At 49.4% G+C, this 22,656-nt stretch carries 22 protein-coding genes; 5 read left to right on the forward strand and 17 right to left on the reverse strand.

Translation table 11 applies throughout. From position 1 onward, the window contains the following. Nucleotides 1–14: 14 nt before the first annotated feature. Together BM412_RS18745 and BM412_RS18750 are read right to left on the reverse strand one after the other, a co-directional pair. Entirely contained in the window at nt 15–776 is a 762-nt protein-coding gene (locus BM412_RS18745) for an SDR family oxidoreductase (protein WP_091221675.1), read from the reverse strand. 17 nt (nt 777–793) lie between these two features. After that, entirely contained in the window at nt 794–2,293 is a 1,500-nt protein-coding gene (locus BM412_RS18750) for a DHA2 family efflux MFS transporter permease subunit (RefSeq protein WP_091221677.1), read from the reverse strand. Between the two features lie 145 nt (nt 2,294–2,438). Here BM412_RS18750 and BM412_RS18755 point away from each other — a divergent pair, with 145 nt between their 5' ends. After that, nucleotides 2,439–3,113, forward strand: a complete 675-nt coding sequence (locus tag BM412_RS18755; protein WP_091221680.1) for a TetR/AcrR family transcriptional regulator — start codon at nt 2,439–2,441, stop codon at nt 3,111–3,113. 150 nt (nt 3,114–3,263) lie between these two features. Here the strand turns inward: BM412_RS18755 and BM412_RS18760 are convergent, their stop codons facing one another. Then, entirely contained in the window at nt 3,264–4,601 is a 1,338-nt protein-coding gene (locus BM412_RS18760) for an MFS transporter (protein WP_091221683.1), read from the reverse strand. A 40-nt stretch (nt 4,602–4,641) separates the two neighbouring features. Further along, nucleotides 4,642–5,256 carry a cysteine hydrolase family protein gene (locus tag BM412_RS18765; protein ID WP_091221685.1) on the reverse strand — a complete coding sequence of 205 codons (615 nt, stop codon included), beginning with the start codon at nt 5,254–5,256 and terminating at the stop codon, nt 4,642–4,644. A 232-nt stretch (nt 5,257–5,488) separates the two neighbouring features. Here BM412_RS18765 and BM412_RS18770 point away from each other — a divergent pair, with 232 nt between their 5' ends. After that, entirely contained in the window at nt 5,489–6,109 is a 621-nt protein-coding gene (locus tag BM412_RS18770; protein WP_091221688.1) for a YjgB family protein, read from the forward strand. 374 nt (nt 6,110–6,483) lie between these two features. On the opposite strand, the gene ytxJ is transcribed toward BM412_RS18770, so the two are convergent. From ytxJ to BM412_RS18795, 5 genes are all read right to left on the reverse strand, one after another. Continuing rightward, nucleotides 6,484–6,822, reverse strand: a complete 339-nt coding sequence (ytxJ, locus tag BM412_RS18775; protein ID WP_091221690.1) for a bacillithiol system redox-active protein YtxJ — start codon at nt 6,820–6,822, stop codon at nt 6,484–6,486. 31 nt (nt 6,823–6,853) lie between these two features. Continuing rightward, entirely contained in the window at nt 6,854–7,654 is an 801-nt protein-coding gene (locus BM412_RS18780; protein WP_091221693.1) for an alpha/beta fold hydrolase, read from the reverse strand. Nucleotides 7,655–7,711: 57 nt separating this feature from the next. Next, on the reverse strand, nt 7,712–7,915 hold the full coding sequence (locus BM412_RS18785) for a hypothetical protein (RefSeq protein WP_091221695.1): 204 nt from the start codon (nt 7,913–7,915) through the stop codon (nt 7,712–7,714). A gap of 141 nt (nt 7,916–8,056) precedes the next feature. Next, a complete protein-coding gene (locus tag BM412_RS18790) occupies nt 8,057–9,235 on the reverse strand; it encodes an MFS transporter (RefSeq protein ID WP_091221698.1) in 1,179 nt (392 codons plus the stop codon). 205 nt (nt 9,236–9,440) lie between these two features. Beyond that, nucleotides 9,441–9,878, reverse strand: a complete 438-nt coding sequence (locus BM412_RS18795) for a MarR family winged helix-turn-helix transcriptional regulator (RefSeq protein ID WP_091221701.1) — start codon at nt 9,876–9,878, stop codon at nt 9,441–9,443. A 178-nt stretch (nt 9,879–10,056) separates the two neighbouring features. On the opposite strand from BM412_RS18795, the gene BM412_RS18800 reads away from it, so the two are divergent. Genes BM412_RS18800 through BM412_RS18810 form a run of 3 tightly spaced genes read left to right on the forward strand, consistent with a single transcriptional unit; the run spans nt 10,057 to nt 13,806 of the window. Then, the gene (locus BM412_RS18800) at nt 10,057–11,598 is read left to right on the forward strand and encodes a spore germination protein (protein ID WP_091221704.1); all 1,542 of its coding nucleotides are present in this window, start codon (nt 10,057–10,059) and stop codon (nt 11,596–11,598) included. Further along, complete coding sequence (locus BM412_RS18805; protein ID WP_091221706.1) at nt 11,591–12,670, forward strand: Ger(x)C family spore germination protein; 1,080 nt, start codon at nt 11,591–11,593, stop codon at nt 12,668–12,670. The genes BM412_RS18800 and BM412_RS18805 overlap by 8 nt, the downstream gene beginning before the upstream one ends. 26 nt (nt 12,671–12,696) lie before the next feature. Then, nucleotides 12,697–13,806, forward strand: coding sequence for a GerAB/ArcD/ProY family transporter (locus BM412_RS18810; RefSeq protein WP_091221709.1), 1,110 nt, complete (start codon nt 12,697–12,699; stop codon nt 13,804–13,806). Nucleotides 13,807–13,874: 68 nt separating this feature from the next. Here the strand turns inward: BM412_RS18810 and BM412_RS18815 are convergent, their stop codons facing one another. The 8 genes from BM412_RS18815 to BM412_RS18850 form a co-directional block, all read right to left on the reverse strand. Further along, nucleotides 13,875–14,915, reverse strand: a complete 1,041-nt coding sequence (locus BM412_RS18815; RefSeq protein WP_091221711.1) for a FecCD family ABC transporter permease — start codon at nt 14,913–14,915, stop codon at nt 13,875–13,877. A 2-nt stretch (nt 14,916–14,917) separates the two neighbouring features. Then, nucleotides 14,918–15,964 carry a FecCD family ABC transporter permease gene (locus BM412_RS18820; protein ID WP_091222929.1) on the reverse strand — a complete coding sequence of 349 codons (1,047 nt, stop codon included), beginning with the start codon at nt 15,962–15,964 and terminating at the stop codon, nt 14,918–14,920. Nucleotides 15,965–16,181: 217 nt separating this feature from the next. Beyond that, the gene (locus tag BM412_RS18825) at nt 16,182–16,988 is read right to left on the reverse strand and encodes a (2Fe-2S)-binding protein (protein WP_091221713.1); all 807 of its coding nucleotides are present in this window, start codon (nt 16,986–16,988) and stop codon (nt 16,182–16,184) included. An 8-nt stretch (nt 16,989–16,996) separates the two neighbouring features. After that, nucleotides 16,997–18,670, reverse strand: coding sequence for an AraC family transcriptional regulator (locus BM412_RS18830; RefSeq protein WP_091221716.1), 1,674 nt, complete (start codon nt 18,668–18,670; stop codon nt 16,997–16,999). 18 nt (nt 18,671–18,688) lie between these two features. Further along, nucleotides 18,689–19,747: an ABC transporter substrate-binding protein gene (locus BM412_RS18835; RefSeq protein ID WP_091221718.1), complete on the reverse strand. Its 1,059-nt coding sequence runs from the start codon at nt 19,745–19,747 to the stop codon at nt 18,689–18,691. A 198-nt stretch (nt 19,748–19,945) separates the two neighbouring features. After that, nucleotides 19,946–20,425, reverse strand: coding sequence for a GAF domain-containing protein (locus tag BM412_RS18840; RefSeq protein ID WP_091221721.1), 480 nt, complete (start codon nt 20,423–20,425; stop codon nt 19,946–19,948). Nucleotides 20,426–20,559: 134 nt separating this feature from the next. Beyond that, the gene (locus BM412_RS18845) at nt 20,560–20,790 is read right to left on the reverse strand and encodes a hypothetical protein (RefSeq protein ID WP_091221723.1); all 231 of its coding nucleotides are present in this window, start codon (nt 20,788–20,790) and stop codon (nt 20,560–20,562) included. 154 nt (nt 20,791–20,944) lie between these two features. Continuing rightward, a complete protein-coding gene (locus BM412_RS18850; protein WP_091221726.1) occupies nt 20,945–22,612 on the reverse strand; it encodes a type 2 periplasmic-binding domain-containing protein in 1,668 nt (555 codons plus the stop codon). Nucleotides 22,613–22,656: the final 44 nt, after the last annotated feature.

The following is a 22,656-nucleotide window of genomic DNA, read 5'->3' on the forward strand; positions in this document are numbered from 1 at the left end:
TTTGAAAAGTTCGATTAGAATGCAGAAGTCCATCCGGCATCCGCAGTAACGACCGTTCCGTTCAAGAAACTGGAGTCATCGGAAGCCAGGAACAACGCGACCTTGGCAATTTCTTCAGCCGAACCTGCGCGCGGAATCAAACCTTGCACCGCTTGCGAGCAGCTGAGGCCGAACTCGTTGATGTTCTTCATCGAAGCTGCGATGTTCGTAATAACCGCTCCCGGTGCGATCGCGTTGCAGCGAATTCCTTGTTTGGCGTACATAAAGCCTGTATTCTTAGTCAAACCTACGACCGCATGCTTGGAAGCGGTATAGATCGCCCCTGCGTGTCCGCCATTATAGCCGCCGGTCGAAGCGGTATTGACGATGACGCCTTTCCCCTTCTCCAAGAAGATCGGAATTGCTTTGCGCATGGCTCTCATGACGCTTTTCGTATTGATATCGAATACGCGATCCCACTTCTCATCCAGTATGTCCGCAACAGGCTCGAATCCATCCATGATACCCGCATTGTTAACCAGAATATCCAATGTGCCGAACTCGCTGACGGCAGCATCGATCATCCCTTCGATGTCTTCCCGCACCGCAACGTTAACTCGAATGGCTTTGGCTGTCCCGCCATTATTGACGATCTCTTGGGCAACTTGCTCCGCACCTTCGAAATTCAGGTCGGCAACAATCACCTTAGCGCCTTCCTTTGCGTACAATTCGGCGATTGCTTTGCCCATACCCGATGCTGCTCCGGTGACAACGGCTACTTGATTTTGAAGTTTCATGGTCGAGTTCTCCTTTGTTATCTATTCGATACAGTAACCGGTTTAGGTTCTAAGATAATTCCTGTTGCTGCCTTCTCTTCGACAGCCTGCCCTGTACGTTTAATGAAGAAAGATAACAAGAGTCCGATAACGCCAATCCCAATAATAACTAGATAGGCATCATTAATACCTTGAATCGTCGACTCCATGATCATATGCTCCTGTGTAGCATCTCCGCCGGCAGCCATCATATCCTGAAAATGCGTCTTCGTTCTGGTCGTCATTACGGTAACCAGCAAGGAGGTACCGATTGCACCGGCTACTTGCTTGATTGTATTGGAGATAGCAGTACCATGCGCATTAAGTCTGGCAGGCAACTGATTCAAACCTGCTGTCGTAATTGGCATGAGGAACATCGCCATACCGAAACGTCTGCCTGTGGACATCAGAACCAGATAGGTATAGCTGGTGGAATCCGTTAGATTCACGAAGCCTATTGTCGTTGCGATCGTAATAGCCATCCCGATAATGGATAACCACTTCGCTCCAAATTTATCGAATAGTTTACCTGTGATCGGCATCATAATGCCCATCAGAAGCGCACCGGGCAACATCAGCAAACCGGACTCCAGCGCTGTGTAGCCACGTGCATTTTGCAGATACAGAGGCAGCAGCATCATATCCGCATACATCACCATCGTGACCGCAATATTAATAATGGTCGTCAGGGAGAACATACTATACTTGAATGTTCGAAGCTCCAGAAGCGGTACTTTGGATACCAACTGTTTCCACGTGAACAGGATCAAGGCGATTACGCCGACAATGATCGAGAGGATCACTTCCGCGCTTGACCAGCCCTTACTTCCGGCGCTGCTGAAGCCATAAAGAACGGCACCGAATCCGATTGTCGAGAGAAGGACACTCCACAGATCAATTTTAGGAAATTGTCGTTCAGCTACATTTTTCAAGAAGACAAACGCGACTCCGATAACGATAGCGGCAATTGGAATCATGCCATAAAACATCGTGCGCCAAGAGAAATGCTCCATTACATAACCCGCCAAAGCAGGCCCGATTGCAGGTGCGAAAATAATGGCGAAGCCGACCATGCCCATTGCTGCTCCTCGCTTGTCAGGAGGGAATACAGTTAGAATTACCGTCATGAGCAGCGGCATGATGATACCGGCACCGGCAGCTTGGATTAGACGGCCGGTCAATAAAACATCAAAATTAGGTGCCACTGCCGAAACAATCGTACCCCCGAGAAAAATAATCATTGCGGTCTGGAACAGTTCGCGTGTCGTAAACCGCTGCATGAGATAAGCGGTAATCGGAATCAGAACACCGTTTACCAGCATGTATCCCGTTGTCAGCCATTGCGCAGTGGATGCCTCAATGTCAAAGTCGACCATCAGCTCCGGCAGCGCAACGCTCATTATCGTCTGATTCAAGACGGCGATGAACGCCCCCAGAATCATAACAAACATCAGAGGACCTTTCTTAATACTGCTGACTTCAAGGCCGGAAGTACTCATATTGCTCAACCCCTTCAAATTCTTTTCCGAACTAATTTACACAGTGTTGTATAATGTACCTAATGTAAGATTATAGTCACCGTACTTCTCGATCACAAGCAACAGCTTTTCGAGAAATGTTAATTAGTTTACGTATCCGCCAATTATGTCGTCCAAACGAAACATCTTTTACGATGCGGGCATAATTGTCGCGGACAAGTTGGAAGAACAAGGGAGTGAACTTGTGACGGTTAAAACACCACGGACCGATCCTCGCGTCCTGCGAACGCGTCAATTGATTCGAGATGCATTCATCGATCTGCTGCAGGAGCATGACTTGGAGAAAATAACCGTAAATGGTATTGCAGCACGCTCTACGATCAGTCGCGTCACCTTCTATCTTCATTACCGGGATATCCCGGATTTGATGGATAAGATGGCGGATGACATGATTAATGAAATTCATACGATCTTAAGAGCAGTACCGGAGAAACCTCAAGTCGAGGTAGATTGGACGATTCTGCTCCGGATTCTGGAGCATATCGCGGAGAACTCGAAATTTTATACGGTGCTTCTTGCATCCAAACGAGTATCTGTTTTTACCGATCGCCTGATGAAGCTGATGGTTGAAATCATCTCCAAACGAGCAGAGAGCCGAATCGCTTCCTCGACCGCTCCGGCTGTGAACGTCCCTAACGACATCGCCATCTGGTATGGCTCGTCCGCATTCATCGGCACGATCGTCTGCTGGCTTCGTAATGACATGCCCTATACGCCGCTTTATCTCGCGAAGCAGCTTTCTCTGCTGTTCCGATTACATCAGAATCCTTCCTCTACATAATTCCATACAAAAATAGCGGCGGATAAAGGTTTAATGTAACCTTTGTCCGCCGCTTCCGGTTTCTAGAATAATAGGATTGGCGTAATGACAACGCCATCTGAGAAATCACCGATGGTAGAGAAACAAGTTCGGTTATGGATAGCCGACTAGCTAACGAAGCCCGCCGGAAGCTTGGGCTTGGCGCTTGCCGGACAGCGAATACCAGAGCAGCATACATAAAGAGCCAATGCTCACGGCAATTAAAACGCCGTACACATATTCATAAGCGTGCATCAATGAATATTTCTTATGAAATTCAAGCAGCATCCCGCATACCGCAACAGATAACGAGCCGCCAAAAAACTGGATGAGCTGCATAAGTCCCATACCTGAACCGATCAGCTCGGCCGGCAATATACGTGATGTTTCATTGTTTAACGATGCCAAAGTAGCGGATGCCGCAGGTGAGAAGAACAGATATCCGATCAAGATAATTAACGGTGATGCACCGAGCTCTTCTTTAAACAGTATCATGACTGCCGCCAGCAGACCATGCCCCAGAATCAGAAACCGCACATTGCCGTATTGATCAATCCAACGTCCGAAGAAGCGCGTTAGAAAGGCTGATAACACCGCTCCCGGTGCAATTATGAGGCCAATCACCAACGGTGATTTGTGAAATAGATTGGCGAGGGCCAAGGGCATCAGGAACAGGTTCCCGAGATTCATGACTAAGATGCTGAAACCGACAACAAGCAGTTTCAAATACTCAGGTTTCGATAAGAGCCGCGGATTAATGAACGTTTCTTTGCCGCGTTTGAGATGCCAGGCGTGAGCGGCGATCGATAACAAGCCGGCAATCAGCCAGATAACCGAGCGCTGCGTAACGGCAATCAAGAGTGCCGCTGCATTCACGACCGTTAGAATGGCGCCGATCAAATCAAACCGAAACGGCTTTGGTTGTTCTTTCGGGAGCAGCCTCAGCAGAATCGGAAGCAGAATAAGCACGATACAAGTGACGGCGAACAGCCCGTTCCAACCTATGTACTCGCTGATCAGCCCGCCGACGATCGGCCCAAGACCGAAGGCCATCGCCGAGCCCGCCGATATCATGGATATCGTTCTGCCGCGCCTTTCGTACGGAATATACCGGCTGGCAAGAACGAGTCCGAGTCCGGCCATCGCCCCGGCGCCGGCCGACTGTGCGATGCGAGCGAGCAGCAGCGTTTCGAAGTTCGTCGCCAGAATCCCGATTATAGAGGAAAGCCCTAGAATCAGGAGACCGACTGCCACCAATCTTCGAATGGGCAGCACGTCCGAGAGTCTGCTGTAAATCACCGTCGATAAAGCATATCCGATCGAGTAGCTTGAAACGATCCACGATCCAAGCACCGCCGACACGCCTATATCTTGAATGATACTCGGGATGGATACGTTAAACATCGTCGTATTCATCACTACGATGAACAAGCCGAACGTCCAGACCGGCATTACGATTTTGTCATTCATGCTGATCCCTTCCTAATCTTTAGCTTTCCGTGCGCGCTTCTTATAATGCAGCAAGCAGCTCTTCCGTTGTTAGAATGGCATGAGCAAACGTAGGGCCGTTAATCTCATGCGCCGCATGCATCGCTTCTTTGCTGAAAGCCGATGTAGCATCTTTCACAAGCGTTACATGGTAGCCAAGCTCCATGCCGAAGCGTCCGGTCGATTCAATGCACGTATTGGCTATCATACCGATTAAGATGACTTTTTGTAAACCATGCATCTTGAGTTGATGATCGAGATCGGTGTTCGCAAACCCACTGCTGCCCCAATGCTCCTTGATTATGACATCGCCTTGCTGAGGTTGAAAATCCGCGTGAAATTCCCCGCCCCAAGAACCTTTCGCAAAGGACTGTCTGGCTTTAGCCCCGAGCTGATAAGGAGTCGGATGATTCCAAGTTTCGTAATCATCGGGTTCCGCTCTATGATGAGGCACGAAAAACACCCGGATACCGGCCTTTCGAACCGCAGCAACAATTTCCCTGAGATGGTCGAGCAAGTTAACGGATTCGCTTACTTCTTTCGTTCGCGGGTAAATCTTCCCCTCCGGTGCCAAGAAATCATTATAAGGATCCACCAGAAGCAGTCCTGTCGTTGTTTTGTCGTACATAGTGGTCATTTCAATACGCTCCCTTCCGTATGTTCAGTTTTCCCATAAACGACAAGATGAACCGGAATCGATAATCGTAACTTTGTTGTTACTTTTTCGTTACCTTTCTGTCATTCATTTCGATGCCGGGCTCGTTAATATGTAGTTGTAAGGCACGGCAAGCCAAGCCAAGCTAAGCCAAGCCAAGCCAAGTTGTTCTTAACCGTCCTAGTCTACAATAATAAGAAGAGGTGTATACATCATGTTGAAGAAGAATACAAAAACGAACTCATCGTTGAAAATAGGAAGTAAATTAGCGCTAGCCGGATTGATCGCAGTAGGCTCCATGGCGGCAATCGCCCATTCGGATGTACATGCAGCGGCGGCAAAACCGGATACCAGCAGCATTAAAGCGCAGCAAGGCAGCACTTATATCAAGACGATCTACGCTCTTGCAAAAGAAGGGAAAATTCCCGGCCTGAACGCGATCGCAGGCAAAACGCCAATCTCCGCCGTCCACTACAAATGGGGCGATCCGGAAGTTGGCGGCGACTTGAAAGGCAACCATTACGAAATGTACAATTTCGGCATGGGAAAAGGCGCCTACGGATTCGGAGTCAACAAATCCGGCGTCATCTACGATCTGCGTAATTTCGGTCAGTCTGTCGATCAAACCGTTGGCATCAAGTCACTGACATTCGAGTCCGTTATCAAAACGCTTGGTATGCCTAAAGAAGTTCGCTTCACCGGCACGGACAAAATCTACGTCTACCACCCTTCAACGAAATACGAATTGAAATTCGTCGGTCCTAGCAAGGTGGTTAAAGGCAAAGTCGCTCACATCGATCACGTTAACGTGTACGCAGGCAAAGCGAATCTATAATCCGCCGCAGCGTGCGCACGAGGATAAATGAAAAACCGCCCCTATCCGGCCTTCTTGGCCAAGTAGAGGCGGTTTTTTCTTTCATCCTAATTCTAACGAATCCTAGAGATCTTATTTGGCCCAATTCCACCATCCTGAAATTCTAACGAATCCAGGAGGTCTTATTTCACTTCAATTGCCGCAAAAATAGCCCAAAGTGACAAAATAAGACCTGTACGATTCGTTAGAATTGAAAAGTGGTGTTTTCATGTAAAATAAGACCTCTGCGATTCGTTAGCGCTTTGGAGCAGAGCCAAAGTGCAACAGGTTCGCTCGCAAACAAGAGCCGTAATTATTTACGGCTCTTGTTTCGCCTTTAATGAAGCACCTTCACATCAGTCCAGTACCGCCGTGATATGAGCTTTCGTAACCGCCCAGTGCGAGGCTGTCCAATACTTGGCCTTATCTTTAATGACAATCACTTGCGGGGATTCATGTTTCACATTCAAATCCTCTGCAATCCGATTGGAAACCGGACGGGATTCAATCACTTTGACAAGCGTGTAGTCCGCCGCTTGGTTCGGACTGCCCTTCAAGTAGTTCTCATATTCCTGAAGCGCGTTCGCGCTGACCGGGCATGTAGTGCTATGTTTCAAAATCACTTGTTCCCGCTCCGATGACCTCGCAAGCATGTCGTTCCATTCTTCAAGCGTCGTAATTTCTCTCCAATCCATTCGAGTTCCTCTCCCTTAGCTGCAGTTGTTGTTACGTTCCGAAAAACTCCGTCAACAGCTTCACGGTTTCTTGCGGGCTCTGCTCTGAGATCCAGTGTCCCGCTTTATTTATTTTGACCATTTTCATGTCAGTTGCATTTTGCTTCAGAAACTCTTCAAGCGTATGGGCAGTGGAATCCCAGCCGGCAATACCAAGTGCAGGTACGGACAGCTTCTTATAGGTTTTCAGATCATCGATATCTTGTCTGAATGTGTTGTACCACCCGTTACTTGCACGGATCGCATCAGGACTTGAGTAGGCCGAATAGTAGATATCTTTGGTCTCTTGCGTCATTGGCGGTTTGCCGCCAAATGCCAAGTAATAGAAGAGCCAATCTTGAAAAATACTCATCTGTTTGCCTTGCAGCAGCTTCTCCGGCAAGTCCGGCACGGAATTTAATGAAAACCACCACGGATAAATAGGACGTTCTTTATCGCTCATCACATATACTCCCGGCGGCGGTAAGAGCGGAATGCTCAGAAATCCTTCGAAGGGATGCGGAACATCCATCATCACTAGTTTTGTCGTAGCCTCTGGGAATTGAGCTGCATATGCATATGCGACCTGTGCCCCGATATCATGTCCTGCCATGTGAACCTTGTCATAACCAAGCTCTTTGACGAGCGCATGAATATCGGACGACAACGTCTTCTTATCGTAGCCGGTCGGCGGTTTATCGGAGCTGCCCATTCCACGATACTCAACGACGTAAACATGATACTTCTTCACCAGCTCCGGCATAATTTTGTGATAGGCATACCAGTTCTGAGGCCAGCCCGGGAGAAGGAACAGCGGTTTACCTTTACCGCCTTCAACATAATGAAGCGTGACGCCATTGACCTTTTTGTATCAGTTTTTGAATCCGGGAACCTTCTTAATAAGCTCCTGATCGGAGAATTTCTTGATGTCCATTTCAGGGTCAGCCAGATGCTGCATAGCTGAAACCACAGCCATATCACTTCGACTATCGTAAGCTGTGAACGCCGAAAGAAACACCGTCATCATCAACGACAAAGCCAACAAGCCGACCACTTTTGCATGCCTTCTTACCATTCCTATTCCTCCGCCTAAGCGCATCTGTTGATGGCTGTTTTATTGAAGACATTGCAGCCTTCCGGCTGCGCGCCATTCACGCCGTTATTATTAATCAGATGCGCTGCGGTTATTACAATGAGCCGGCTGGTCGCTGCTCCCTTATCGTGAAGTGAGCTTCGTGTAATAACGACTAAAAGTGACCGAATAAATGAGCACATAAATGACGATTAGTGCAGCGGCCAGATTGAAGATGACCAAGGAGACGTTCAGATTGAAAAATTGAGTCAGTATGCCGACAGCAACGGGCGGAACGATAAATCCGAAATACGCGCATAGATAGAAGGCAGAAACCACGCGCGGACGTTCTTCCGGCTTCGGCAATTGACCGGCAAATCGTAAAGCAACCTGAAACGTCCATCCGGCACCGATCCCTTGGATGAAGATGCCGGCCCAAAGTAAGAACAAGCTCTCTGCCTGACCGGAGAACACGATCAACCACGATCCAACGGCAAGAGATAGGATTGCCAATCGCATTCGTGTAACCGGATTACGCGGCCAAGGGAAGAATTGCATCAGAGCGCCTCCGCCCAGCAGCAATAGGATTAACAATCCGGAAATAGACAAGTTGTTCGTGTGAAGAACATGTTTAACGAAGGATGGGATTAGGGAGAACACGACGCTCCCTAATGTAAAGACGGTAAAGATCGGAAGTCCGATAAAGGACCAGAAATGAGCACTAATATTGTCGGGAACGCCAAGCGATATTTTAGCCTTAGCTTGCTTCTTCGCCTCTAAGTCCTCGTGTTTCGGCATGAACTCCAGCACAATTAAGGAACTGAACAACATGATAAGCAGTATCCAAAACGGCATACGAAGCGGCTGAACATCCAGATATTGCACGATTAATCCGGAAATGGCCGGACCAAGACCAAAACCGATATTCACCACGACCCCGGACAACTTGAGTGCCGTCCCCACTTTCTCTTTAGCCGTTTGTTTCATAAGAAACGCGCTGGCTGTACCTGTAAAAGCACCATACGCGATCCCTTCCAAGATTCTTGCCGCATACAGCATCCAACTGTTAGAGCTAATAATAAACAGCAGCGTAGAGGCGATCGAAATCCAAATACTGTAACGAAGGACTCGTTTCAATCCCCAAGCGTTCCCCCTCGCGCCTACAACTAGCAAGGTTGGCAGCAGAACTGCCGCATAGACGGCGAACAAAATCGTAATTTCCAGACTGCTGAGCTTATAGTGCTCCCCGTACAAAGGGAATAACGAAGAAATATAAGTGGCCCCACAAGACATGATTAGAACAACCCAAAGCATTTTTTTCATAAGATCTCTCCACTCCTTTTATTAAGAAACCGGCGTGTTCCCCCATATAACCTTTAGTTTGCTACAGGATGACCTGATTATTACAAGGAGCTCGAATCGGATAACGCTATATAGTCTTATATGCCCCTATTTAGCAAACGTTCGCACATCGAATCGACGATAATGACAAATCCTACACTATCGTCGATATGCAGCTATCTATCCGTTATGCTTGAAGGCTGACACCAACAACGTCATCCATCATGTTTCTCATCGAGGCTGCATGTTCGGCGCCGAATTTCCCTTCAAACTCAGCCTGAGCACGTTCCCATCCGATTCTTCCGATCTCCATTCGGTTCAAGCCTTCATCGGTAATGGACACGATTCTGGCACGCCGATCTCGTTCACTTACCTCGATCCGAACCAAGCCGTCACGCTCGAGCGGCCGTAGATTATGTCCAATCGTGGCCCGATCCATCGTCATAAGCTCAGCGAGTTCATTCATCGTCTGTGACCCGCGGTTCTTCAGGTAGCCTAGAATCGCGTATTGCGTAGCCCGGAGTCCCGAGCCGGTCTCTGACAAGCAGGTATCATAGAACCGCGTAATATGACGTGCGGCACGTCTCAACTTGGTACAGTTGCAGAGCTCTATGTTGGTCATCATGTTTAACACACACCTCCTAACGTTGTTGCCTCATTTGCATAAACCTATATTAGTCTCATATTCCCCTATTTGCAAGTGGGATAACATGGCCGACTTCAAATTGCCGCATTGTATAGAAATGGGCATCCCGTAACATAATGGTGTTAATCATACCACAGGTGTAGGCAAGGAGCATACGATGAAACGGCATAATGAACCTGTTGTGGATAGCGATTCTGTTACGGGTACGGATAAGAATCAACAACATAAAACCCCGAAGACAATCTCCGAGGTTTTTGAGCTGGCACTGAAATCCGGTGATTTTCATCAATTTTCTCCGGTTGAAGGCAACTTTCCTGTACGCATTCAAATCAGCTACTATGAAACGCTTGTGAATTGCACGAAAATAAACCGATACATTATTTCGGAAATTCAACAACACATCGGACTCATTCATGATCTGGACGATCTAAAAAACATCATTCCCTTCGTAGATGTGAAAGTGACCCATGATCCGGAGGATGTAGGAAATAAGCTGATTAAAGGTTATGTAGTCCTGCAGCTAAACGAAGCCGAGCATGCGTTCCTCCTCGTAAACGTCAATCAAGCGGATCTCGGTCATCGGATGACCAATGAAACCGAGAATGAGTTTAGCGTCGTCGGGCCCAAAGTCGGCTTTGTTGAAAATATCGAACTCAACATCCACCTTCTTCGGCAGCAAATTGCCGTACCGGAGCTGGTTTTTGAAGAAGTAACGGTCGGGTCCATGTCCAACACCACGGTAATGATCGCTTATATCGACGGCGTGACGAACGATCAGCACGTAGAGACGGCACGGCAGCGGCTTACTGCGGCAGATGCCGATATTGTTTTCGACAGCTCGATACTGGATCAAATCATTTCGGATCATACCAACACGCCGTTCCCCTTGTTTCTATCCACGGAGAGAGTCGATCGCGTGGTCTATGCAATTATTAACGGACAAGTCGCCATTCTTTCGGACGGATCGCCTTATGTGATTACGGGGCCATCCGGCTTTTTGGATTTCTTCGTATCACCTGAGGATTATTACGTACCCTGGATCGTCGGATCGTTCTTTCGGATCATTCGCATCATGAGCGTTATTTTCTCTGTATTCGCCACACCCTTATATGTTGCCGTATTAACCTATCATTTTGCGCTGCTGCCCGAAACGCTTCTTGAGCCGCTAATCATCTCACGCAGCCACGTTCCGTTTCCGCCTTTTGTTGAAGCCATTTTCCTGGAGATCACAATCGAGCTGCTGCGGGAGGCGGGAGCAAGGCTGCCTGCCAAAATCGGACAAACCTTAGGCATCGTCGGCGGTATTGTAATCGGACAGGCGACGGTTCACGCGGCGCTGACCAGCAATATTTTGTTGATTATCGTTGCGTTAACGGCACTAGCCTCGTTTACAACCCCTATTTTCAGGATGGCGAATACGATTCGGCTGTTACGCTTTCCCTTTATCCTGCTTGCAGCTTTATGGGGAGGATTAGGCATTGTTACCGGATTTCTATTGCTTGCAGGACATTTACTGCGCTTGAAATCATTAGGGGTACCCTACCTGGCTCCGATCTTTCCGTTTCGTACCGGCAACTTCTCGGACAGCTTCATCCGCGCTCCTCTGTCCTATATGACAAACAGAAGAAATTATTTAAAGCCAAAGTCGCTTGTCCGTTATCGTCCAAAAGGAGATAAGGAGGACATTAGCAATGAATAGGATGAAATGTCTGCTTATTATCGTTTCGTTCATTGTTCTGACGGGCTGCAGCAATGCAGTCGTTGTCGACCATATTCGCAGCTTGACCGTACTCGGTTTCGATAAGCAAGGTTCCGGATACAAGGCCTCGGCACTCTATGCTGATTACGAGGATAAGGGAAGAATAAAGGTGCTTCAAGGAGAAGCCAAGCGAACAAGGGTTATGATCAAAGAAATGGCCTTCCAATCCGCACAGCCCATACAGATCGAGAAACTGAAAATGCTGGCCTTTAGCAAAGAAGTAGCCGCCGAAGGGGTCAAGACGTTTATTAAAACCTTTTGCAGGGACCCTATCATCAGCTTCTATGTGACCTTGGCCGTCGTTGACGACTCCGTAGCCTCCTTAGCAACTAGTTTATTGGGCAAAGACAGCAAAGAGTTTCCTTATCACTTGATCGATCAGAATATGAAGCAAGAAATGATCCCACACTCGACCGTATCGAGCGTCTTATTTGATTATTACGGATTGGGGCGGGACTTTTCCGTACCTTATCTCAAGTTAAACGACAAGAAGCAAATTGAAATCGCCGGATACGCGATCTTTCAAGGCGACCGGTTGAAGCTGATCTTGAACCAAGAAGAAATGGTGTACTATAAATTGCTGCAAGGCCGATCACTTCGCGGAGATATCCCGTTTGAGATCAGGAAAGGCGCCAAGCAGTCCCCTGCCGTATTTCATACAACTTCCGGCAAGATGAAGAGGAAGGTAGCCACCGTTCAATCAGAGACGAAAGTGACCTATTCCTTCAAGTTAAAGGGGATGGTGAATGAATATCCGGATTGGTTTTCTTTAGGCGAAGAAGCAAACACGAAGTCGTTGACTGATCAGCTGGAAAAGCAGATACAAAGCCATATTCTTGCCTTGCTGCGCAAATTCGTGAAGGAAGGCGTTGACCCGCTGGGCATCGGTGATTTGACAAGGTCTCGCCAAAGAGGCTGGACGGAGCAGAGGTTCTATGCGACCGAGTACGATGATGTCCAATTCGATGTTCACATTCATGTCCTGTTAACCAAGGCGGGAATCGCAGAATAATGACGTAAGGGGGTACCTGTAACCGGATGGGAACGCATGTGAAGGAAAGCTTAACCCTATCTCCATATTTCCTATGGATATTAATACACGGTACCCAAATGCGCAGCACCTTGTTAATATTTCAGAACAGCATCATTAAAGGGGCTGAAATGGACGCCTTGCTCTCCTTTGCGCTCGTTGGCATAAGCTTTCATCTCCTTATTGTCATGATGTTTTATTTGATGAAGCATGCAGCCGAAGGCGATATCATTTCGCTTCACAACCAGTTATTCGGCAAGTGGCTCGGGAAATTGCTTACTTTCGCGTTCTATGGTTATATCCTTCTGTTTATCATAAATGAGTTAAGATCGTACATGGAAGTCATTCATGTTTGGGTTTTCCCCAATACACAACTATGGAGCTTGTCGGTCTTGTTTTTGCTCATTTCCGCTTACATCGTTACCGGGGGCTTAAGGGTCATAACCGGGATTACGCTTGTCTGTGTTCTCCTCCCGTCTATGTTGATTCCGTCCCTGTATTACCCGCTGAAGCATGCGCACTGGACGAACTTTCTCCCGCTGTTCAATCATACGGGGTATCAGTATGCGGAGTCAGCCTATCATTCATTAAGCACCTTTCTGGGGGCCGAATTTCTGCTGCTCTTGTACCCGTTCATCAAAAATCAGGAAAAGTCCAAGAAATGGGCTCATCTTGCCGTAGCTCATTCTACGATTATTCCATTTCTGATCGCCTTGGTCAGCTTCGCATTCTTAAATCTACAGGAGCTGAGACATATCATATGGCCAACGCTTATGTTATCCAAAATCATCAGTTTTCCGGTTCTGGAACGATTTGATTATGTGTATATTTTCATTTGGTTTTTCGTCATTATTTCCCCTTGCTGCGTCGGCTTGTGGGGAGGGACTCGCATTCTCAAGAAAACAATCGGCTTCCGATCAAGGCCCGCCTTATGGATCACCATCAGTATCGTGTTTGTCGTTATGCTTCCTATGAAAAGCCCCTTGATGATCAATAAACTGGACTCTGCTTTGAACCTGTCGGGATGGATTCTCATGTACGGCTACCTTCCGCTGCTTTGTATATGGGTAGGCCTGAGGAATTGGCTTGCAAACGCAAAAAGGACAGCCTCCACTTGAGGCCGTCCTTTTCTCTTATATGATTCGTTAGTTAATAAAGCGGTGACGGTTTCTTATGCGGAGCATGACTAGGCTTTCGAACGCACCAACAAGAAAAGAAAATACGGAGAACCAATTACGGCGACGACGATGCCCGTCGGAATTTCCGATGGCATGAACGCCCATCTGGCGATCGTATCTGCCGTGATAATGAGCAGTGCGCCTACAAGTGCGGTAACAGGCAGCAGCGCCTGATGCCGCGAACCGACCAGCCTGCGAGCCAGATGCGGAGCAATCAAACCGACGAAACCGATGCTTCCGCTTACCGCAACACAGGAGCCCGCGAGTCCGACAGCCGCTGCCAACAGGAGAATCTGTTCACGGGAGACGAACGCCCCCAGCCCCGTTGCCATGGACTCACCTAAATTAAGGATGTTTAACGTTCTTGCTTTGTAGAATACGTACGGCAAGAGGATTGCGATGAACGGAAGCAAGGCGAGCACGAACTGCCAGTCTTTCCCCCAGATGCTTCCCGCCAGCCACGTTTGGATGAACATAAACTTTTCTTTCGAAATCCGCAGCGACAGCACAATCGTAACAGCGGATATGCCCGCCGTCACCGCAACGCCCGATAACAGCAGCCGCGTAGGCGATATCCCCGCATTGCGCCGGTAGGCCAGCGTAAAGACAAGTGCGGCGGTGAACGCCGACCCGCCCCATGCGAGCAGCGGCAATAGATATACGGGAGCACTTGCCGCTACCGGGAAGAACACGACGAACAAGAGAACCGCCAAACCCGCGCCTGAATTTACGCCGAGTATGCCCGGATCTGCCAATCCGTTGCGCGAGATCGCTTGCATGACGCTGCCTGACACCGCCAGACCGGTGCCAACCAGTAGCGACAGGACGATACGAGGTAATCGAAAATCGAATAAAATCAATTCTTGCTGTGACGTCCCGTCTCCCAGAATCGTGTGCAGCAGTTCCATCGGAGTAAGCCGAATAAAGCCGGTGTTCATGCTTAAGATGAACACGATTATGATCGCGAGGCCGAAAGCTCCTACTACAATAAGATTTCGTTTATGCATCCGTTTCTCAGCGGGAGATACCATAATGTCTCTCGTACTCATACTTACAGCTCCCTCCTTTCTTTACGAGCCAAATAAAGAAAGAAAGGCACGCCGATAATGGCAATCAGTGCGCCGATAGGCGTCTCTTCCGGCGCATTGACCGTCCTCGCCGCGAGATCGGCCAGTACAACAAGCACTGCTCCCAGAATCGCCGAGCAAGGGATGATCCAGCGGTAATCGACGCCGACCAGCTTGCGAGTGACATGCGGTACCAGCAGTCCGATGAATGCGACCGCTCCTGCTACCGACACGGCTGCACCGGCAAGCACAAGCACGACGAGCATCGCCAGAAATTTGATGAGTCCCGTTCTAAGACCCAGTCCTTTGGCGACATCATCCCCTAGGCTTAGCATCGTAATTGCCGGGGACAGCATGATTGCAGCAGCCACCGCAACCGCGAACCAAGGAGCCATGATTTCGAGCTGCGACCATCTCACGCCGGCCACGCCGCCCGCGTAAAAGAAAGCCAAGTCTTGTCCGATCCGGTATTGAATGGCGATCCCTTCGCTAAGCGCCGTCAGCATCGCTGACAGAGTCGCGCCGACGAGCACCAGTCGAACCGGCGTCAGTCCTCCTCGTGAAGCTGCTCCGAGCCCAAATACGATCAACGCAGCAAGTCCGGCACCTGCGAATGAATAAAGCATCAAGTAGGTATACGGCAAGCCCGGAAAGAAAGCAAAGCACACCGCCAGCGCGAACCCCGACCCGGAATTGAGGCCGAGAAGGCCCGAATCCGCGAGCGGATTGCGAGTCATCCCCTGCATAATCGCTCCCGAGATTGCGAAGCTGGCGCCGACAAGCGCAGCTCCGAGCACGCGCGGCAAACGAAGCTCCTGAATGATCTGATGCGAAACGAGATCCGGTTGGTAATGAAAAATAGCGCCCCACACTTCTGCGAATTTGATATCGGCTGCTCCGAATGAAACGGATAAAGCAATCGACAGAGCAAGCCCGATCAGCCCGCCTATTATGATGAAAGTCGCGGTCCACGGCCTCGCATGAATGCGTACACTTTCGACCGGCTGCTCCACCGGGTTTTGCGTTTTCATGAATGATAACAAGGTAAACTACTCCAGTCTGATGAATCCTTATTGTCAGCTAGTCCCGCTCGCAGCGTACTGCCCTGTTCTGATTTTATTGATAATTATTCTCATCGTCAATGCTAAGATTTTCAAGCCACTCCGAATAACGCAGCAAAAACCCATAGCATCGCACAAAGCAGCTAGGGGTTTTGCTCATGATTAGGCCTTTAATGGGCTGCATGTCTTAGGCTCCGCGGCATGCCGTCCTTCTGGCTTCCCGCTCCGACTCCTTCACCCGGGGACAAGCGAAGCAGTATTCTCCATCCTCCCATTTGAAGTACAGGCAGCAGGTATTTTTAAGAGGAATCATGCGGCCGGGTTCACTCAGATCCTCTGTTAGAGGGGGATCAGCCCGATAGGGGTTGACCTTCGCCCCGAAGGCTTCCGGCTCCAGCCCTTCGCGCAGATAAAGATAATCTTCTTCGAGTCTTACGCGGACCTGCTCCGAATCAGCCGATTCCTGCCAGACGCTCATATAGTAACGCAGGTTTGAAGGCAGCTGCCCCCACAGTTCTCTTGGAGGAATAGAAGCCGCATGGCTCGCGGCTTCTATGATTGGCCGAATGGTAGCTTGATAGATTTCATACAACGTTTGCTGACGCGATGTTTCCCTATCGGCCCCCTGCACCGGCAGGCTGCGCTCCTCCCATTGCTTCAACGTATAGCCAAACGCTTCATAGCCGTCTTGCATGTAAAGATGGAGTTCAACATTCGCTAAGGAAAAGTCTATGCTTACCCCATGCACGGATAGTGCGTATTGCTGAGCAAAAGCTAAGTTTCCCACTCCAATCGCAACCGAGACTGCGGACGCGTCAAGAGAAGTCGTCTTAATTAATGGCATATGGGCTTCAAGTAATCTTGTCATATTCGATTCGACCAACAAATCGGTTAGCTGTATGCTGATAATCGGCGATTCCGGTGCTTGAAGTCCAATGTTGAAGGAATTGGCAAGCTCCGTGCTTAACGCGGTATTCCATTCACTCTTCTCCATCCTGTCACTCAGCCCTCCCTCAGTAGATTCATAACCTCATCGATTTCCCAATCCAACGTGTAGGCATCGTAGGGAAACCAGCGGCCGTCCAGACGTTGAACTTTCCCTCGCCGAACCGAGCTCAATTGCTTCCACTCCGGGCAAGCGGTCAAGCCCTTATAACGCAGCTCTGCCCTGGCTCCGCCGAATACCATGATGTACATGCGATCCGCATCGTACTGCGCCAATTCCTTCTCTGCAATGTTGCGCGCGCCGATTTCCGTTCGATCCGAAATGATTTTCCTCACCTTTGACGGGGGTTCAAAGCCAAGCACATGATAGAACGTATGTCCAACGTTGCGATCGGCGAATACGCACAGGAAGTCATCGAAGACGCCGAGCAGCGCGACCGTCTCCCCTTGGCCTAAGCACCCTCTCAGAGCAGAACGGGCATGTTCCGCTTTCTTCTCATATTGCAGTGCCCACTCCTTCGCTTCTCGTTCCCGCCCGATCAGACCGGCAACGGCGTTCATGTGGTCGAAGACGTTATCTTCCCAGGAGACCTGGGCGACCGGAGCAATTCTCGATAAGCTGCTCGCCATCGCCGACATGTCGCTTTCCCCATCCCTGAGCAAGATGAGATCAGGCTTTAAACCGATGATCGTCGCCAGCTCCTCGTCGACGTTGCCGATGTCTCTCATATCCGGAATCGGCCCTCTGCCCGGGATACTCTCCGTTAAGTAACGGGCCGCCGCAATCGGTCGCACGCCGAGTGCCAGCAGCTCGCCCAAGTATTCCATGGAAAGCACCCTCATCCGTTCCTTGCTGCGATTCATGTACTGCTTCGGCGATACCCCGACATTCTGTTTAAACCGTCGGTTAAAATAATACTCGTCGCGGAATCCCGTCTGCTTAGCGATATCCCGCAGCTTCCCTCCGGTCGTCGTCAGCAATGCCTTGGCACGGTCAATTCGCAAGTCCGTCATAAATTCGACGAGACTCTTGCCCGTCAATTCGCGGAACAGCCGCGCGTATTGCGATCGCCCAATGCCTGCCTTACACGCCAGCTCCGCAAGGCTGATCTCCTCCAGATATGCCTCGCGCAAATACGTAATGGATCGTTCCACTGCGAGCCGCGAATCACTGACCTCGTAATCGGAAGCATCCCCGCTGACGGGAACGCAGCTCTCGAGGAGAAATGCTGCCAGCTCCTGCAGCTTCCCGTTGTTTTTGATTCGCGCAGCCGGTTCAGCCTTAATGGCCAGAGCTGCCTCGCGGGCACAAATCTCCTCGGCAAGCTGCACAAGCTTGGAGAACGGCGTTGCACGGATCTCCTCGTCGCGCGCGAAGCCGACCCCGAAGATCGGATCGGCAACGCCGCTGGCGCTTATCGTCTTGCGATCATCCAAGCGAAACGCTCGGAAAGAGATCTCGCAGAATACGAGATCTCCCGTCAGCACGCTCTCCGCCTCAAGTACAGTTCCGATCGGCAGAAGGAATGCTTTGCCCGGCGCCAAGGAACGCACCTTGCCGTTTAAAACAATCTGTCCTCGTCCTTCCGAAACCGCGATCAATGCATAAACGTCCGTTATTCGCTTCTCCATCTTCCAACCGAATCGGCACACGTGACGCTCGGCTCTGTCCAGCGCGAACAATACGTTATCGCTTGTGCCAGGCTCTGTTCTTATCCTCGCAGTTTCCATCGTACAAACCTCGCTTGTTTATTCCGGCTTCGCTGTTAACATCTTAACGGTCTCGTCCAATTCCCACTCCAGCGTAAGCGCATCATAATAGAACCACTCCGGTCCTACGACATACACATGGCCGGCTTTTACGGCGGGAATATTGGTCCACATCTTCATTTTCTTTAGATCTTCGTATTTCTGATTTACTGTCTTCTCATCACCGTAGAGCATGACGAACAAGTAATCCGCCTTCGCATATTCCGGCAGTACCTCGAGTGAAATTTCCTTCGCGCCGGACGCTTCCCCGTCTTCCATCATTTCTTTAATCTTAGGGGTAGGTGTGAAGCCGAGTGCATGGTACAACGTATGTCCGATATTGCGGTCTTCGTAAGCGTAGAACGATTTATCGAAGATGCCCAGGGCAACCGCAGTGGATCCTGCCGGAACGACGGATGAAATTTGCTCCTTGGCCGATTGAGCTTTCGCCTCGTAGTCCTTGATCCATTGCTCCGCTTGATCCTTCTTGCCAACGATGTCCCCCATCGCACGAAGATGTTCATATAACGTTCCGTTCCAAGCAATCGAGACGAACGGTGCCACTTTCTCCAATTGCGGGCGATCCTCCCGGTCGCTTCCCCCGTCAAATGAAACGATTAAATCCGGGTTCATGGCCGTAATTTTCTCCAGGTTGACCGGCACATCTCCTACGTCCTGGATGCCATCCACTTTGCCCGCGAATGCGTCGATTAAATAACCTGCAGTACCGATCGGCTTTGCCCCAACAGCAAGCGCTTCGCCCAAATATTCGAGAACGACGATTCTTTGCGGATTCGCCGGGATTTCCACTTCTTTGCCGTCGGCATCTTTATAGATGCGCGTAGCCTGACTTTCTTCGGATTCCGTTGTTTCTTCAGATGTTGTTTCTTCAGCCGCTGCCTCTGTCGTTTCTTCGGAAGCAGCCTCATCCGACACAGCTTGATTGGAATTTGCCCCTTGGTTACTGTTGTTGCCCGCAGACTTCCCGCATGAAGCCAGCATCATGAGGGCTATAATTAGCACGCAATAGAGCGCTCCTCGTTTCATTCTACTATTCATTTTAGTACCTCTCTCCTATGAATGATATTGATAATTAATCTCAATACATTATAAGAGATCGTCTCTCCCTCGGGCAATGGAGGATTGGCGCATCGTTTTTGTATTTTTGGTCTGATCGCCGGAATCGCGCCTAGCCAAGTATCCGATCAATCCCCATAAAAAAAGCCCGCGCTATCACGCGGACTTCATTCGGATCTCTTACAGATGCGAAACCAGCGCATCCACAAACTTCTCTAAGTACTGCTGATCCAGCTCGTCAAAGCGCTCTAGGATCGGGCTGTCGATATCGAGCACGCCCAGCAATTCCCCGTTCTTGAGGATGGGAACGACAATCTCCGATTGGGAAGCTGCGTCGCATGCGATATGCCCGGGAAACTCATGGACATTGGCCACCCGAACCGTCTCCTTGTCGCTCGCTGCCTTGCCGCATACCCCTCGAGATAGCGGAATTCGCACACAAGCAGGCAAGCCTTGGAATGGACCTAGCACAAGCTCATCGCCCTTATATAGATAGAATCCTACCCAATTGATGGTATCCAGGAACTGGTTAAGCAACGACGAAGCGTTGGATAAATTAGCAATGCTATCACTTTCTCCGTCCAGCAACGCATGCAATTGGCGGATTAACAGTTCATAATTATCTGCTCTTGAGCCTTTGTATTCTTCCGTATGAAACATAACTATACTCCTTAATCGCTGCGGACTATTCATCATCAGAGCGGGCTATTTGCTATACCTCTTTTCAGTATACCATTGTCGTCTTTATTCATTAAGTCATAATTATTGACAGGTTATTAGCCGCACTATACGTACTATCTACGCATTGAGGAGACGTGCAATAATCCTGAAAATATGGCTGCTATTAATCCAAATCCTGAGATAAAGGTATAAATGAACAGAGGTGCAGGACTAGGGTCAGCGTAGAAGTTATCCAGATCTGCGATTGTATTGTAATAATAAAGTCCTCCCAGAATTGCTCCGCCGATCCAGACCAGTACCCCAATTTTTGCAATCAGCAAATATTTGCTCGTCACTATTCTCATAGGTAATTCTCTCCTTACGCATCCGTAATCAGGTGTGGAATTCGTACCGCTGCTTCATACAGCATAACGATTGTTATAAATTTCCACAACCCAAAAAAGGCTATGCGCCCGAGATAAATGACTCGGAGCCGCACAGCCTTTACTCTTCCGCTTATTACTTCTTGCTATCGTACGCCTTCTGATAGATATCCAGATAGTGAGCCAGATTTAAGCCCTCAAAGCCTTTGACGTAGCTGTCCCACTCGGAATCCGTCAGCTGTTTCGAGCCCGTTACAAACTGCGCCATGTTGGAGCGGATGTACTCGTTGATTTGCGTGCGCAGCATAATCGTTTCTTTCGCGTCGTTCTCATCCATGAAGATCGTGAGCGGGAACGTCTCTTCCGGCTGCTTGTTCTCGTAATTATTCGCCGTTTCGGTGAAGAGACGGAATTCATAGCCCTGCTGGGAGAACATATCGGCCGGCGCCGTCCAGGATTCACGGATTTCGCGCGTCCGTCTCGTGATGCCCATCTGATCCCAAGTATCGTTGGACGTCGTCGTGATATCCCAATATTTCGGCTTCAAGCTGTACTTGGCCGGATTGCCGTGCACATCCTTCTCGCCATCCGGAGCTTTCTCCCAGAAGTTTCCTTCAAGGCCGTATTCGTTCATGATGGCATGCTCTTCGGAATACATGTAATCGGCCATTTTGATCGCTGCGATTGCTTCTTCCTCCGATGCCTTATTCGTGATTGCGAACTGTCCATTGCCGTATGCCTTATAGTAGCCGGCATAAGCAACTCCCCCGGGACCTGTAAGCGGAGGTACCGTTACATACTCCTTATGACGGTTCTGCCCTTCAGCCAAACTGAAGGCCATGCCGATGTGACCCGCGGTCACGCTGCCGATGACATTGTCGCCTTCTTGGTTGCCGACTTGCGCCATTTGGTCGATATTCTGCGTGAACGCTTCTTTATCGATCAACCCTTCGCTGAAGAGCTTGTTAATGTAGGCCAAACCTTCGCGCCATTCCGGCTGATTGGCGGCCAGCTGCACTTTACCGTCCTTCAAGTAGAAGAAATCCTCATCATTATCATAGATAAAAGCATTCATTAAGAAGTTGGACGGAATGGCATGCCAGGTATTGAACGCACCGGACAGCGGGACTTCGTCCGCTTTGCCGTTGCCGTTCGGGTCCTGCGTCTTGAAAGCCTTGAGCACTTCAAAATATTCGTCCGTCGTCGTCGGCATTTTCAAACCCAGCTTATCCAGCCACGTCTTGTTAATCCAGAGCTTCTGCGAATACCAGCAATGGAAACAGTCATTAATATGCGGCAGCGAATAGATGTTGCCGTCCGGAGCTGTAATCGCGTCCTTCAGATCCTTGTCTTCCGTGAACGCGCGTTTGATTTCATCGCCATATTGGTCAATCAGGTCATTCAGCGGTCTAAGAATACCTTGCTTGCCGTAATCGATTTGCTCCGCTTGCGTGAAATCACCGGAGAGGAACACGGCCGGATAATCGCCGCTCGCCAGAATCAGCTTCTTCTTGTCCTTGGCGTTTGCGCTTGGCGTTGCATCGAACTTGAACTTGATATTGAGCTTCTTCTCCAAATACGTTGTTACTGCATTCGTATTAATGTCTTCGATCTTCGGAGAAACGCTGATGAACGTATTCAGCGTAACCGTTTTTCCGGTATCCACCTTGTTGGCCGATCCGTTATCCGCTCCCTCGCTTCCACTGCCGTTACTACCGTTAGTGCCGTTGCTGCTGCATGCCGTGACGATTGACGCGATCATGACTAGTAAAGCTAGCATTTTCGAGCTTCTCTTCATCTTCAAGACAGACGCCTCCTCGATAATTTCAATCTTATCATGCTTCTCTC

The sequence above is a fragment of the Paenibacillus sp. BC26 genome (assembly GCF_900116125.1).
Taxonomy (GTDB): domain Bacteria; phylum Bacillota; class Bacilli; order Paenibacillales; family Paenibacillaceae; genus Paenibacillus_Z; species Paenibacillus_Z lignilyticus.